This window comes from Candidatus Protochlamydia phocaeensis (assembly GCF_001545115.1).
GTDB lineage: Bacteria > Chlamydiota > Chlamydiia > Chlamydiales > Parachlamydiaceae > Protochlamydia_A > Protochlamydia_A phocaeensis.
This window is the reverse complement of sequence record NZ_FCNU01000010.1, coordinates 1-13,092: the sequence shown is the minus strand read 5'-3', so window position 1 is coordinate 13,092 and position 13,092 is coordinate 1. Positions and strand designations below refer to the sequence as shown.

The following is a 13,092-nucleotide window of genomic DNA, read 5'->3' as shown; positions in this document are numbered from 1 at the left end:
TTGTTTGGAGCTCATAAAAATGGTACATCTTGGAAGTAGATTGAAAATTTAAAAGGGAAAGTGTTTATGTTGAAACCTATAAAGTTAGGAATTTCAGGGGGCATTCTATGGGGATTGTCCATGTTTATTTGCACTATTCTTGCGATCTATACGGGGTACACAGCAAAATTTTTAGAGTTAATGGCTGACATTTATCCTGGTTATTCCATTTCGTGGTGGGGAACTATCGTCGGTTTGGTTTATGGCTTTATAGACGGGTTTGTCGGTCTATTTCTTCTCGCGTGGCTATATAACAAATTGGATCGGTAGGCGAAAAATATGAGCTCTCACACTAATCATCCCAAAAGTGCAGGTTTGAACGGTGCGAAGAGCAGTCTGAAATCGCTTCCCATGCCAGAGCTACAAGAAAAGCTAAAATCGTCGCCGGATGGCCTCAGTCAAGACGAAGCTAAAAAACGGCTAATTCAATATGGACCTAACGAAATTGAAGAAAAAAAAGCCAATCTATTTCTAAAATTCCTCACATATTTTTGGGGTCCAATCCCGTGGATGATCGAAGTTGCTGTGATTCTATCCGCTGTAATTGGACACTGGCCGGATTTTTTCATCATTCTAGTTTTGCTGATTTCCAATGGCGCGGTTGGATTCTGGGAGGAGTACCAAGCGGGCAATGCGATTGCCGCCTTGAAGGCTAAACTAGCGATTAAGGCTCGAGTAAAACGCTGCGGAAAATGGACCTGTATTCTCGCTCGCGAGCTGGTACCTGGCGATACCATTCATTTGCGTTTAGGCGATATTGTGCCTGCAGATGCTCGCTTACTGGCAGGCGATTCTGTAGAGATAGACCAGTCGGCGTTAACTGGAGAATCATTGCCGGTTACACGTAAATCGGCAGAGGTAGTATTTTCAGGTTCAATTATCCGTCAGGGAGAAGTTGATGCGTTAGTCTATGCTACAGGCGGAAACACTTACTTCGGCAAAACGACACAACTCGTAGAAAGGGCTCAGGCTATCAGCCACTTTCAACGTGCAGTTCTGAAAATTGGTAATTATCTAATTCTTCTCGCTGCTTTTTTGGTGGTAGTGATTATCGCTGTCGCCATTTACCGCGGCGATCCGATTCTCACCACATTGCAATTTGCTTTGGTATTGACTGTTGCCGCGATTCCCGTTGCAATGCCAACAGTCTTGTCCGTAACCATGGCAGTCGGTGCGCGCTTGCTAGCCAAGAAAGAGGCAATTGTTAGCAGATTAGTAGCTATTGAGGAATTGGCAGGGGTGGATATCTTGTGTGCAGACAAGACTGGCACTATGACCCAGAACAAATTGACTTTGGGGCAACCATTCTGTGTAAACAATATTTCTATGGATAATGTCATCCTCAATGCTGCTTTGGCTTCTCGAGAAGATAATAACGACATCATTGATTTAGCCGTTCTTGGGGGGTTGAAAAACAAAGAAGAGCTGAATAGTTATCAGATTGTTCATTTCCAACCGTTCGATCCCGTGCATAAACGCACTGAAACAACTGTGAAGGCTACAGATGGACGAACATTTAAAGTGACGAAGGGCGCGCCGCAGGTAATTTTAGAATTGTCGGCAAATGCGGGGCAGATAAAGACGGCTGTTGATAAGGCCATCAACGAATTCGCGGAGCGTGGCTTTCGTTCATTGGGAGTTGCACGTGATGAAGGTGATGGGGAATGGCAGTTTCTTGGTGTTTTGCCTTTGTTTGATCCACCACGAGAAGATGCTAAGGTTACCATCAATACTGCACGTCAGATGGGAGTGAAGATTAAGATGGTCACAGGTGATCAACTGGCCATTGCTCGGGAAACAGCAAAAACATTAGGGCTGGGCACAAATATCTTCGATGCAAGTGGCTTAGGAAATGCAGAGCATAAAGAGACAATGGCAATGGCCGAGTCCATTGTAAAGGCCGATGGTTTTGCGCAGGTATTTCCTGAACATAAGTTTCACATTGTGGATGTCTTACAAAAATGCGGTCACATTGTGGGTATGACAGGCGACGGAGTAAATGATGCTCCCGCATTGAAGAAAGCTGACTGCGGTATCGCTGTTTCCAATGCTACGGATGCGGCACGTGCAGCGGCAGACATGGTCTTATTGACGCCAGGTCTTTCTGTAATCATTGATGCGATTAAAGAAAGTCGGAAAATTTTCCAGCGGATGAATAGTTATGCCATCTACCGTATCGCAGAAACTCTGCGCGTGCTCATATTCATGACACTCGCGATCCTGATTTTTAATTTTTATCCCTTAACAGCCGTGATGATTGTAATCCTAGCTTTACTCAATGACGGTGCCATTCTATCAATAGCCTACGACAACGTTCGTTATCAAAATCAGCCTGAGGCCTGGAATATGCGCGTAGTACTTGGGATTGCTACGGTTTTGGGGGTTATTGGTGTTGTCTCCACCTTTGGTTTATTTTATCTCGGCGAACGCGTTTTTCATCTCGATCGCGCGCATATCCAAACACTAATGTATTTGAAACTATCTGTCGCAGGGCATTTGACAATTTTCCTTACGCGTACGCGTGGTCCATTCTGGTCGATACGCCCAGCACTAATTTTATGGATAGCAGTGCTTGGCACGCAAATTATTGCTACCCTGATTGCTGTTTATGGGCTATTTATGACACCAATTGGATGGAATTGGGCCCTATTCATTTGGGGATACGCTCTTACTTGGTTTCTCTTGAATGATCGATTGAAACTCCTTGCATATCGAATTCTTGATCCTGTCCGATCAAAGACCTGTCTTAGTTAACGACATCTTGATCAATTGTCTTTGACATTACCTGTCATATACCTGGCACAAGAGAGAAAAAGAAGGGCTTAAGAAAAGCGGTCAAGCCTTTGTAAGTGCTTGAGAAAAAAGAATCTGGGTGAGAAGATTTGAACTTCCGACCCCTTGCACCCCATGCAAGTGCGCTAGCCAAGCTGCGCTACACCCAGATATGTGAATTAAACGGCAACAAGCCCTTCAAATTGGAGCTTGGTTTCAAACATGCGAACGGCAATGCGACCGCACTCTTCGATGATTTTTTCCATAGGATCGCCGGCATGAACATTGGCTTGACTGATGTCAACCGAAATGGACGAGCTAAAAGATGCTCCGCCTTTCATCCCTTTTACGCGAAAATTGGCAAACATGCCGTCTTTTTTCTTTGTAATACTAATAAAACGAACAATGTTATTTTGTGCAATATCCATGGCATTCTACCTATAAAGAGTCATTATCATAAAAAGAAGGGAGTTTCTCGTCAATCTAAAGATCAGCCCGAAATCTATTTTGTGAGTCGCAAGCAAAGGCAGCAAAAATTTTGACGAAACAGGGAGGCAGAAGATCGGGATAGTAAAGCACGACGTCCCATGTGTCCGGAAAGCCGGGAATGAAATTGCGCGTCAAACGGGCAAGGACAAAACTGGTATTGTTGGGATCCACTACAGAAAAGCCCATGCAGTTTTGGTCCAAATAGGCAATTGCCACACGTTCTCCCGCCGCATTGTAGAAACTAAACTTGGCCGGTTCGGCAGTGGCGACCTGCCCGTCAATAAAGCCTATTTTGCGGTCATGGGCATCATAGATATCGATTTCTGTTCCCCAGGCATAAAAAAGCCCCAAGCAGAGGATACGGCAAACGCCTTGCCCTTCATAAAGGCCGAAGCGATCGTAAGCATCGTAATGAGTCGCAATATGAAAAACGCTTTTTACCACGTTTCCCATGGGTTGCTTGTCTTTTACCATATCAAATACACTGGAAAAGGTATAATCAATGCGTGAAACGCGGTAATGAATGGGAGAGGGAGGCGGCTCGTTCGCTTCGACTGTACAAATCCAAGAGCCTAATAAGAGCAAAAACAATCCTATCCATTTATTCAAGCGCATGATTTCTTCCTCGATGAGTTAAAGTAAAAAAGAAAGCCTGTTTTTATAGCATTTGCCGAATCAAATAAGCAAGCCTCCGGTTATCAAAATTGCTTTCTATTTCTTTTGCCTTAAAAACGCCTCTCTTTAAAATTTTATCAAGCTTGCCAAGCAAGCTCATTAAAGTAATTAGAGAAAGGAATGAAAATGAAAAAAGTAAAACAAATTAATTTATCGTGGATTGTCGTATCTGATCTGGCCAAGGCCAAGGCCTTCTTTACGGAATGCGTGGGCCTTAAGGTCAGCCAAGATAACGGTGAACATGGTTGGCTCGAATTAAGCGGGCATGACGGCGGGGCTTTATTGGGCGTTGCACAAGCCAGCGAAAATTGTCCCATTCCACCTGGATATAACGCAATCACGACCTTTACTGTAGATAACATCAAGGAATCGGCCGATCAACTGGCCCGCAAAGGAATTGCCTTGATAGGAGACGTGTTGGAAGTTCCAGGAGTCGTTAAACTCCAATTATTTAAAGATGCCGATGGCAATCACTTCCAATTCGCTCAAAATTTGTAATGCGGCGTTTTTTAATCCCTCTCTAAGAGAATAATGGTTTGCTTGTTCATTATTCTCTTCGCCTCTTCTAAATTTTCAACGAATCAGCAGCGATTGCCTAGCCGTTATGGAATTTTCAGTCTTCAAAAACCAATTTTTGCAAAAAATCCCTTAAATTTAGCGCAAAATTGTGGATAAATTGAACATAAACGGCCTTTCTCTTGAAGATAAGTCCCCACTCAATGTTTATGTTGTTTATTTCAAGGCGGCTATCAACAACTTATAAACGAGTTATCAACAATTCAATCAATCCGTGGATTTGTTGCTTTTTGCTGACGAAAATGGCTCTAGAATATGTTATAGCGGGTATTGTCTCTGAAGAAAGGAAATGGCTATCCGAATTAAATGAAAAGTTATGAACAAACCCACAACAACTAAAGAGGAAGAAATACTATTATTTAATTTCTCTTCTTCTTCAACGCCTGTTGAAATGCTAATAAAAAAAGCTTTTGCCCTTTATTTGTCCCCGGCGCAAAATGACGTTGATCGCCGTCCCATGTAAACAGAAAAATTTAGCTTAAATTCTTGAAATCCTGTGATAAGTCGGTTTTAGGCTAATTTCTCTGCATGCGGTAGGCATAAAATCACGAGAGCAAAGGACTATTCTATGATGGGCACCGGCGAAATTTTGGTGATTCTAGTTGTCGTATTGATTTTGTTTGGCGGCAAAAAGCTTCCCGAATTTGCTCAAAGCTTGGGCAAGGGAATCCGTGAATTTAAAAAGGCCTGTTATGGGGAAGATGAACAGCCGATGTCATCCCCTCCTATGCATCATCAGTCCGAAAAAGACGAGAAGGTCGCTGTTTTGCCTGCCGATTCATCAAAGGACCAATAAGCAAACCATGTCCGGACAAGAAGAGTGGAAGAGCATTGGAGGGCATTTAGAGGACTTGCGCTCTACTCTGATTCGCATGATCCTGATTGTGGGCATTGGCTGTTTGGGACTATTTATCTTTTATGAACCGCTATTTCACTCGCTGACGCAGAGTTGGCGCCAGGCAAAGAATTCTGCTCTTTCCAGAGAAATTATTCAGCGCGAGCGAGTCGAAAATCACGGAACGACTGCTTTAACTTATACGCTTCCCCAAAAGGCTTCAGCTGTTCGGGGCGAGAAATTTGAATGGGAAGGAAGCCATCGCGTCCGGATTCCTCCCAACCACTTTATAGAATACGATAGTCCCCAGGTTCCCCAGCTTCTCATTTTGGGACCTCTAGAAGGCTTTTTATTGGCACTCAAGGTCTGCTTTTGGCTTAGCCTGGCCCTAACGTCTCCCTTGTGGGGATGGGTCTTTTTACGCTTTATTTTGCCTGGATTAAACCAAGCCGAGAAAACTCTATTGCTTCCGTTTACCGGCTTGTCGTTTCTTTGGCTGGGATTGGGGGCTGGAATGGCCCACTTTATTACTATTCCGCTGGCCAACCACTATTTAGAGGCTTTTAATGCCCCTTTGGGACAAAACGCCTGGTCCTTGGCCAGCTACATTGATTACTCGTTTCTCTTATATGCAGGCCATGCGGTCGCTTTTGAATTGGGCTTGCTCTTGTTATGCCTAGTTCATTTTCAATGGATCTCGCCGCAATGGCTGGCTGCCAAACGGCGTTATATGATCGTGGGAGCTTTGATCGTAAGCGCCTTATTGACGCCGCCCGATGTGCCCACTCAGCTGATGCTCGCTATTCCCTTGGTCGGTCTTTACGAGCTTGCTATTTTATACGGCAGGTGGAAGCAAAAGCGTGCTTATTTGCCTTTTTATAAATCATGAGCAAGGTTTGCTTCTTCGGATTCCCTTTTAATACTTCCCCTGCTTTTCAGACTCTAGCTGGATAGCATGTCTATCTTACCCTTACATAGACAAGGTCATTTTTATCATGTTCGTCTAAGTAACGCCGCCATTTATCGGCAATCCAGCCAAATTCTTCGATGAGCTCTTTAAAATACGCTTGGTTTAGCGAGTCTACGTTGCCTAAATAGTGAAGATTGATCTGATAGTGCTTTTCATCGACTGTCAGGTAAGTACGAATAGAGGGATGGGAAGGGAATTTATGAGACAGACAGTTTCTAACACTTGAAGGAATATAGTTACCGCCATAGTAAACAGAGGTGCTCAAAGAAAGCTTGGAAGCATCATTGATAAAGCGCACAAAAATGTCTGATCCTTCAAAGGAAACTTTGATCGCGTCTCCCCCTGCTAATTGATTGAATACCTTTTGAAGATCTTTTTCAATTAACATATTTCCCACCAGTTTGAAATGGTTAGTGAGATAAAAAATAGAGATAGTAATCTCTTAATTATATTATAGAAGTTTTGTTGATAAATTTAAATCAATTAATTGAGATTTAGTTAAATAAAAGCAATTTTAATTTTAAATTTTGTTAAATCATTTTTAATAAAAATTAAAAGTGCAAAAAGGATGCCAAAAAAGAGAGAGGAAGAGAAATTTTCTTCATTTAAAGGACAGAAGGAGGTGAAAAAAAGAAGAATTTTTTAAAGGCTTATCCCAAGCGAAGCGACAAAGAGCGATCGCCGGGATAAGCAAATGGAGCTGTTAAAAGGATACCAAAATTAGCGTTATTTATTGCTAAGGGCTTGAGCTTTTTCGGATTTGAGGTGAGAAGTTAGGGTAATTTCAGCTTTAAAGAGCTTGGAGACAGGACAGCCTGCTTTGGCTGCATTGACAGCGGCGTCAAATTTGGCTTGGTCGGCTCCTGGAATATGAGCCGTCAGGTCGAGGTGGCTTTTTGTAATCGCAAAGCCGTCACCGGACTTTTCAAGTGTAATGGTCGCTTTTGTTTCCAATTTTTCGGGAGTGAGGCCGGCCTTGCCAAGTTCGGCGGAAAGAGCCATTGTAAAGCATCCGGCATGGGCTGCAGCCAATAGTTCTTCGGGATTGGTTCCCTTTTCATTTTCAAATCGCGTTCCAAAAGAATAGGGGGTTTGTTTAAAGACGCCGCTCTCCGTAGAAAGATTTCCTTTGCCGTCTTTTAAGCCTCCTTGCCAAACAGCCGATGCGTTGCGTTGCATAATTTCTCTCCTTTTAAACGTCTTTTCCTCAATAATAGATTGTGGAAAAATTGTTAGTTTTGTTGATCAATGGATTGGGAAAAATACTGCTGGGCAGCTTCCATCAGTTGTTGATGCATTTTCTTCCAGGCTTCATAAGACTGCTGGGCATCTGCCATGGCCTTGTTAAGTTCGGCTTCTCTAAAAGTACTGGGGAGGTAAGATGCCGCTGGCAAAGCATGAGCATAATGGGAATAGATAGGATTGTGGGGCGGGGGATCGGAAGGTTCTGCAGGCAATTCTGCACCAGGAATGCGGAGCTGCAAGTTTTGGTCGATAAATGGCCGAGATTGGCCATTAATTTTAGATTGAAAAAGTTTTTCTCGACAACATTCGGAATAGACCACACTTGCCTCCCCAAATAAACACCTATTTCCTTTGTAGAGACTCGTTGGATTCTTATCAAGATGATTTTGAGATATCTTTTGAGCAGTCTTTAGAAGATTTCTTAAAATGCACAATCGCTTATACCTCAGCGTATTTCCTCTTAGAGCGCGCCCCTAGGGAAAAGAACTCGAATCTGATCCATTAGCCATTTTCAATTCCCTGCCGGATTTATTGGATTGCGAGCGCTGCCGCTTAACTTTTCAGCCATTCGGCTAATCTTCCAAAGGCCAAAAAATAGGCGTTTTCCCTTGCTGTTCGAGCAATTCATTGATCTTGGAAAAATGGCGGCAACCAAAGAAGCCATTATTGGCGGAATAAGGGGAAGGATGGGCCGCGGTCAAAATAAAGTGACGCGAGGGCATGCCTGATTCGCGCAAGAAGCGGCACTTGTCTTGAGCTGATTTTCCCCATAGAACAAAAATGACGGGATCTTCTCTTTCTTGCAATTTGCGGACAACTGCGTCCGTGAAGTGTTCCCATCCCCTGCCGTGATGAGAAAGCGGCTCGCCTTGCCGAACTGTTAAAGTGGCATTGAGCAGCAGAATGCCTTGCTTTGCCCAAGGGATTAAACAGCCATTGGAAGGCCGGGGAATATGCACATCGGATTCCAGTTCTTTAAAGATATTTTGCAAAGAAGGAGGGGGCTTCACGCCTTTGGGAACGCTAAAGCTCAAGCCATGGGCTTGTCCTGGGCCGTGATAAGGATCCTGTCCCATCAAAAGCACTTGGGTTTTATGAAAAGGCGTTTGTTGAAAAGCATTAAAAATGAGGTCGCGCGGCGGATAAATAGGCTTGGGAGAGGAGGCATATTCTTTTTCCACAAAAGCAGCCAATTCCGCCACATACGGCTGACTAAGCTCTTCTTTCATCACTTTTTGCCAGCTTGGTTCTAATACAAAAGGCGTAAAAGTGTGTTTTGCCATGGTGACCTCTTCGCTTGATTGAATCTTTATACTCATTAGGTTTAAAACGTTAAATCCATTCGCTGCCTAAGCAATCAGCTGCTGGATTTGTTGCAAAAGAGCGTTTACTTGTTCTTTTTGCGCGGCACTCAGCTCGCAAGGACATTGTTTGAATTGTTGATAGAGCCGCTGCAGGCCTTGAATTAAGCCCGCTCCCATTTTTTGCTGTCGTTTGTCTTCCTGGTCTAAAGGAAAGGCATGGCGGATGACTGTCAGAAGGTCTGTTTTAGATTCGCCGCGATAATTGGCAACGATTTCCTGCTTTTTCTCCAAACTGCCCGTGCGGCTGGCCAGGACATAAACGGCTTGGCGCGGCATTTCTTCAATTTGCGGCCGCAAAGCTTTGGGCATTGCCTCCCAGAAGTCATAATATTGCATTAAATTATAAGGTGTTTGGCGGTTACCATAAGCGGCAATCAGCCAAGCTGTAAAGGCTCCATCGCGGTAACGGATCAGCAGCTGATGGGCTTTTTTAATCCGTTCTCCATGAAGAATAGCCGCTTGGTTATTAATGGCCTTAACCTCTGAAGTTAAGGAAATCAGCGTTTGAAGATCTACCTGCACATTGCTCTCTTCTTGCGCATAGGCCGTTAAAAGCCCTTCTAATGCAAGCTTCTCTTTATCGCTCAGCTCTGAAACGCTGAAAACGCCGGCAAAACTTGTCAGGTTGCCAGTCGCTGATTGCTGGGCCATTGCCGCCATTTTGGACGTATGCGGGGATTTTTTGATGCGCTGCGTGAGGATCGAGTTGACGTCGGCCATGTCCATATCCTTGGGTTCAAATCAATTTTAGATGTAAAACGGCTTTACATGCGAGGTTTATAAGCGTTGAAGAAGTTCTTTGGCGACGGCCAAGTAATCTTCTGCCGCACGGCTATCTGGATCGGTATCGAATACCGGTTTCCCATAAATGGAGGCTTCCGAAACTGAAATATCCCGTCGAATTTTATTCTGCAAGGCCTTATTGGGAAAAGTGCGCTCGATCACTTCCAGGAAAGCTTGGTTGCTTTTTCCGCGCGCGTTCCAAAAAGAGAGGACGACGCCCAAGACATTTAAGGGATGCCGCTGGCCGATGCTGTCCATAAATTGACTCAAGCGCTCCAACCCTTTGACGCTATAAAACTCAGGTGTGACGCAAACGAGCGTGTGCTGAGCGGCAATCAAGGCGGACTCCGTCAGCCAGCAAAGGGAGGGAGGGGTGTCGATGATGGCAAAGTCATACTGAAGGGGGCGGAGCAGATCGCGCAGTTTTTCATGTGAATAACGGTCAGCTGCCAAATTCCCGGTCACCTCTACCCTTTCCAGCCACGTATCGGCTGGAATTAAATCCAAAGAAGAGATGTCCGTCTTTTTAATGACGTCGGAAAGTGTTTTATTGCCTTGTAGAACAGGGGCTAAGCTGTCATTTTCATCGGGATCAAAGCCCAAGCCCGTGGTGAGATTGGCTTGGGCATCGAAATCGATGAGCAACACTTTCTTTTTGTGAAACTTTGACAAAGCAGCTCCCAAATGCAGAGCTGTAGAGGTTTTGGCTGTTCCTCCTTTGAAGCTGCTAATGGCAATCGTTTGCATAGGTTATGTCCTTTCTGTTGCTGACTGAGACGCATAAGGGGATGTTTGAAGGCGTTGCTGCCTCTCTTGGTCGATCTTTTGGATAAATTCGTCGATTTGAATTTCTCCGTGCACGACATTGTCCCGGGTGCGCAAATTCGCTGTCTGGTGCTCCATCTCTTGATCGCCAACGGTCAAGATATAGTTGAATTGAGACAGCTGGGCATTGCGGACCTTTTTGCTGACCGATTCGCTGGAGCTGTCGACTTCCACGTGGAAGCCTGCCTGCTTGAAGCGCTGTGCCAGCTGTTGGGCATAGGGCTCATGGCGGTCAGCTACCGTAATCAAGCGGATCTGACTTGGGCTTAACCAGAGCGGGAATTTGCCTGCATAGTGCTCAATCAAAATGCCCAGGAAGCGTTCGATCGAGCCGAAAATGGCGCGGTGAATCATGACTGGACGTTTGCGAGTTCCGTCTTGAGCGGTGTATTCGAGCTCGAATTTATCCGGAAGTGCCATGTCAAGCTGAATGGTGCCGCACTGCCAGCTACGGTTGATGGCGTCGCGAATGTGAAAATCGATCTTGGGGCCGTAAAAAGCGCCGTCGCCTTCGTTGATGCGGTACTCTCTGCCTGTTTTGTCCAAAGCGCCTTTCAATCCGGCTGTCGCAATTTCCCATTCCTCGTCTGTTCCAATGGTATTCTTCTCTGGACGAGTAGATAGCTCTAAGCGATAAGACAGGCCGAAAGTCGAGTAAATTTCATCGGCAAGCGCTAAAACGGCAGAAATTTCGCCCTCAATATCGGTGGGTTTCATGAAGATATGGGCATCATCTTGGTGGAAGCTGCGCACTCTAAAGAGGCCGGAAAGCGATCCGGAGGGCTCATAGCGGTGCACGTTTCCAATTTCTGCGATGCGCAAGGGCAACTCGCGATAGCTGTGGGTATGGCTGCGATAATAAAGCATGCATCCGGGGCAGTTCATGGGCTTGATGGCAAAGTCGCGTTCCTCGATTTGAGAAGTAAACATATTTTGGCGATAGTTGCTCCAGTGTCCGGAGGTTTCCCACAGCTCACGAGTCATCATGGTCGGCGTTTTAATCTCGACATAGTTGTTGCGGCTCAAGCATTCACGGATATAGGCAACGAGCTGATTCCAAATGATGAGGCCTTTGGGATGAATAAAAGGCATGCCGGGGGCTTCTTCCTTGAGTGAGAAAAGATCGAGCTTTGGTCCCAAAACTTTGTGGTCACGCTTTTTGGCTTCTTCAAGCTGCTGCAGATAGTCTTTCAGCATTTTGCGATCGGGAAAAGAAATGGCATAAATGCGGGTGAGCATTTCGTTATTGGCATCCCCTCTCCAGTAAGCCCCAGCTGTTTTCATGACTTTGATTGCCTTGAGTTTGCCCAAATTGAACAAATGGGGGCCGCGGCAGAGATCGAAAAATTCTCCTTGGCGGTAAGCCGTTAAGGGGCTTCCTTCTTCAAAGCTGTTGATCAGTTCGCACTTGTAGGGATTATGGGCAAATAAGCGCAGCGCCTCTTCTTTGGAGGGCAGCACTTCGCGTTGCGAGACATAATTGGCCGCTACAATGGCCTGCATTTCTTTTTCAATGCGCTCAAAATCTGCATCGGAAATGGTCAAATTGGCGAAATCGTAGTAAAATCCGCTCTCAATAGGCGGACCGATTGTGGGCTGAGCATCCGGCCAAATGCGCAAAATGGCTTGGGCTAATACGTGGGCTGATGTATGCCAAAAAATTTCTTTTCCTTCCGGATCTTCAAAATTCCATAAAATGACGTGATCGCCATGCTTGAGAGAATGGGAAAGGTCAACCGTCTTGCCGTTCACAGATGCTCCCAATGCTTCGCTTGGTCCTTTTAGATTTAATTTATCTGCTAAATCTTTGGCAGTGCTTCCTTCCGGAAGCTCAATGGATGATTGATCTTTCAATGTAATAAGCATGGCTTAACTTCCTTATCTAATAACTTAAAGTGACATAAGTTTACCCGATGGCGAAAAAAAAATGAAGTTTGGAAGAAACGGAATTATCCTACTTTCTTATTTTTTATAAAAAGAACAGTAATTTAACTTTGAAATTTTTTAATTAGAAACCCTCTTTGAATTGCTATTCATGTTTTTCACACCACTTCTTAACGCTTCCCTTATTCAGGTAAAGCGCGCGTCCATTAATTGTTGCCGCAATAATGTCGCTTGCAAGGCCGAATTTAGCTAGAATATTGCAAACAAAAGCCCCTAACCAGTTATGAAAGCGAACGCCTACTTTATTTGTTACAGGATTAGTATCAGTTGCTTGCATTAAAAGAATTAAATAAAATGCGACCGGAAAAAAGAGAAGAGTGCGCGGAATAGGTTAAAATCATTTTATCTCTCAATAAAAATGATAAAATTAACAAAAATTAGGTAGTTCTAAACATGTAATGCTAAATTGTAATAACAGATAAAATATTTGATCATTCCAATATGATTAGCTAGTTTTTTAGAGAAAGATAAAGTTTTTCTTACAAGCCTTGCGACTCTTTGTCTAAGAGTACAATTAAATCTTTCAATATAACTTGTTTTGCCAGATTCTTTTCCAACTGGTCGGTGTTGAGCCC

17 protein-coding genes and 1 tRNA gene are annotated in these 13,092 nt (G+C 44.4%); 6 read left to right on the top strand and 12 right to left on the bottom strand.

Translation table 11 applies throughout. From position 1 onward, the window contains the following. The first annotated feature begins 66 nt into the window (after nt 1-66). On the top strand, nt 67-309 hold the full coding sequence (locus tag BN3769_RS03295) for a bacteriophage holin (protein ID WP_068467544.1): 243 nt from the start codon (nt 67-69) through the stop codon (nt 307-309). A gap of 81 nt (nt 310-390) precedes the next feature. Then, the gene (locus BN3769_RS03290; RefSeq protein ID WP_420885315.1) at nt 391-2,793 is read left to right on the top strand and encodes a plasma-membrane proton-efflux P-type ATPase; all 2,403 of its coding nucleotides are present in this window, start codon (nt 391-393) and stop codon (nt 2,791-2,793) included. A 113-nt stretch (nt 2,794-2,906) separates the two neighbouring features. On the opposite strand, the gene BN3769_RS03285 is transcribed toward BN3769_RS03290, so the two are convergent. The 3 genes from BN3769_RS03285 to BN3769_RS03275 form a co-directional block, all read right to left on the bottom strand. Further along, nucleotides 2,907-2,981: transfer RNA gene (locus tag BN3769_RS03285), tRNA-Pro, on the bottom strand. A 9-nt stretch (nt 2,982-2,990) separates the two neighbouring features. Further along, nucleotides 2,991-3,239, bottom strand: a complete 249-nt coding sequence (locus tag BN3769_RS03280; RefSeq protein ID WP_068467542.1) for a hypothetical protein — start codon at nt 3,237-3,239, stop codon at nt 2,991-2,993. Nucleotides 3,240-3,294: 55 nt separating this feature from the next. Beyond that, a complete protein-coding gene (locus BN3769_RS03275; protein ID WP_068467541.1) occupies nt 3,295-3,915 on the bottom strand; it encodes a hypothetical protein in 621 nt (206 codons plus the stop codon). A 186-nt stretch (nt 3,916-4,101) separates the two neighbouring features. Between BN3769_RS03275 and BN3769_RS03270 the strand changes: the two genes are divergently transcribed. From BN3769_RS03270 to tatC, 4 genes are all read left to right on the top strand, one after another. Beyond that, nucleotides 4,102-4,473, top strand: coding sequence for a VOC family protein (locus BN3769_RS03270; protein ID WP_068467540.1), 372 nt, complete (start codon nt 4,102-4,104; stop codon nt 4,471-4,473). Between the two features lie 394 nt (nt 4,474-4,867). Then, nucleotides 4,868-5,014: a hypothetical protein gene (locus BN3769_RS14655; protein WP_154017805.1), complete on the top strand. Its 147-nt coding sequence runs from the start codon at nt 4,868-4,870 to the stop codon at nt 5,012-5,014. A 105-nt stretch (nt 5,015-5,119) separates the two neighbouring features. Then, the gene (gene tatA, locus BN3769_RS03265; RefSeq protein ID WP_068467537.1) at nt 5,120-5,347 is read left to right on the top strand and encodes a twin-arginine translocase TatA/TatE family subunit; all 228 of its coding nucleotides are present in this window, start codon (nt 5,120-5,122) and stop codon (nt 5,345-5,347) included. A 7-nt stretch (nt 5,348-5,354) separates the two neighbouring features. After that, nucleotides 5,355-6,275 carry a twin-arginine translocase subunit TatC gene (gene tatC, locus BN3769_RS03260; RefSeq protein ID WP_068467535.1) on the top strand — a complete coding sequence of 307 codons (921 nt, stop codon included), beginning with the start codon at nt 5,355-5,357 and terminating at the stop codon, nt 6,273-6,275. Between the two features lie 70 nt (nt 6,276-6,345). On the opposite strand, the gene BN3769_RS03255 is transcribed toward tatC, so the two are convergent. The 9 genes from BN3769_RS03255 to BN3769_RS14350 all read right to left on the bottom strand — a co-directional run. After that, complete coding sequence (locus BN3769_RS03255; RefSeq protein ID WP_228840604.1) at nt 6,346-6,744, bottom strand: hypothetical protein; 399 nt, start codon at nt 6,742-6,744, stop codon at nt 6,346-6,348. A 338-nt stretch (nt 6,745-7,082) separates the two neighbouring features. Continuing rightward, complete coding sequence (locus tag BN3769_RS03250) at nt 7,083-7,535, bottom strand: OsmC family protein (RefSeq protein WP_068467533.1); 453 nt, start codon at nt 7,533-7,535, stop codon at nt 7,083-7,085. A 53-nt stretch (nt 7,536-7,588) separates the two neighbouring features. Further along, nucleotides 7,589-7,921 (bottom strand): hypothetical protein, encoded by a 333-nt coding sequence (locus BN3769_RS03245; protein WP_068467531.1) that lies wholly within the window; start codon nt 7,919-7,921, stop codon nt 7,589-7,591. A gap of 252 nt (nt 7,922-8,173) precedes the next feature. Beyond that, nucleotides 8,174-8,884, bottom strand: coding sequence for a uracil-DNA glycosylase (gene ung, locus BN3769_RS03240; RefSeq protein WP_068467529.1), 711 nt, complete (start codon nt 8,882-8,884; stop codon nt 8,174-8,176). 66 nt (nt 8,885-8,950) lie between these two features. Then, nucleotides 8,951-9,685 carry a CT583 family protein gene (locus tag BN3769_RS03235; protein WP_068467527.1) on the bottom strand — a complete coding sequence of 245 codons (735 nt, stop codon included), beginning with the start codon at nt 9,683-9,685 and terminating at the stop codon, nt 8,951-8,953. A 57-nt stretch (nt 9,686-9,742) separates the two neighbouring features. Next, nucleotides 9,743-10,495, bottom strand: coding sequence for a ParA family protein (locus BN3769_RS03230; protein WP_068467525.1), 753 nt, complete (start codon nt 10,493-10,495; stop codon nt 9,743-9,745). A 3-nt stretch (nt 10,496-10,498) separates the two neighbouring features. Continuing rightward, nucleotides 10,499-12,439, bottom strand: coding sequence for a threonine--tRNA ligase (gene thrS / locus BN3769_RS03225; protein WP_068467523.1), 1,941 nt, complete (start codon nt 12,437-12,439; stop codon nt 10,499-10,501). A 163-nt stretch (nt 12,440-12,602) separates the two neighbouring features. After that, a complete protein-coding gene (locus BN3769_RS14650; protein ID WP_154017804.1) occupies nt 12,603-12,794 on the bottom strand; it encodes a hypothetical protein in 192 nt (63 codons plus the stop codon). 110 nt (nt 12,795-12,904) lie between these two features. Next, nucleotides 12,905-13,092, bottom strand: a 188-nt coding sequence (locus BN3769_RS14350; RefSeq protein ID WP_228840602.1) for an IS1 family transposase, incomplete at its 5' end; no start/stop codon positions are given.

Coding starts and splice junctions, on each gene's coding strand:
- BN3769_RS14655 (WP_154017805.1), top strand. CDS start 4,868: ATGAACAAACCCACAACAACTAAAGAGGAAGAAATACTATTATTTAAT.
- tatC (WP_068467535.1), top strand. CDS start 5,355: ATGTCCGGACAAGAAGAGTGGAAGAGCATTGGAGGGCATTTAGAGGAC.
- BN3769_RS03270 (WP_068467540.1), top strand. CDS start 4,102: ATGAAAAAAGTAAAACAAATTAATTTATCGTGGATTGTCGTATCTGAT.
- BN3769_RS03250 (WP_068467533.1), bottom strand. CDS start 7,535: ATGCAACGCAACGCATCGGCTGTTTGGCAAGGAGGCTTAAAAGACGGC.
- BN3769_RS14650 (WP_154017804.1), bottom strand. CDS start 12,794: ATGCAAGCAACTGATACTAATCCTGTAACAAATAAAGTAGGCGTTCGC.
- BN3769_RS03230 (WP_068467525.1), bottom strand. CDS start 10,495: ATGCAAACGATTGCCATTAGCAGCTTCAAAGGAGGAACAGCCAAAACC.
- BN3769_RS03280 (WP_068467542.1), bottom strand. CDS start 3,239: ATGGATATTGCACAAAATAACATTGTTCGTTTTATTAGTATTACAAAG.
- ung (WP_068467529.1), bottom strand. CDS start 8,884: ATGGCAAAACACACTTTTACGCCTTTTGTATTAGAACCAAGCTGGCAA.
- BN3769_RS03290 (WP_420885315.1), top strand. CDS start 391: ATGCCAGAGCTACAAGAAAAGCTAAAATCGTCGCCGGATGGCCTCAGT.
- BN3769_RS03235 (WP_068467527.1), bottom strand. CDS start 9,685: ATGGCCGACGTCAACTCGATCCTCACGCAGCGCATCAAAAAATCCCCG.
- thrS (WP_068467523.1), bottom strand. CDS start 12,439: ATGCTTATTACATTGAAAGATCAATCATCCATTGAGCTTCCGGAAGGA.
- BN3769_RS03255 (WP_228840604.1), bottom strand. CDS start 6,744: ATGTTAATTGAAAAAGATCTTCAAAAGGTATTCAATCAATTAGCAGGG.
- BN3769_RS03295 (WP_068467544.1), top strand. CDS start 67: ATGTTGAAACCTATAAAGTTAGGAATTTCAGGGGGCATTCTATGGGGA.
- tatA (WP_068467537.1), top strand. CDS start 5,120: ATGATGGGCACCGGCGAAATTTTGGTGATTCTAGTTGTCGTATTGATT.
- BN3769_RS03275 (WP_068467541.1), bottom strand. CDS start 3,915: ATGCGCTTGAATAAATGGATAGGATTGTTTTTGCTCTTATTAGGCTCT.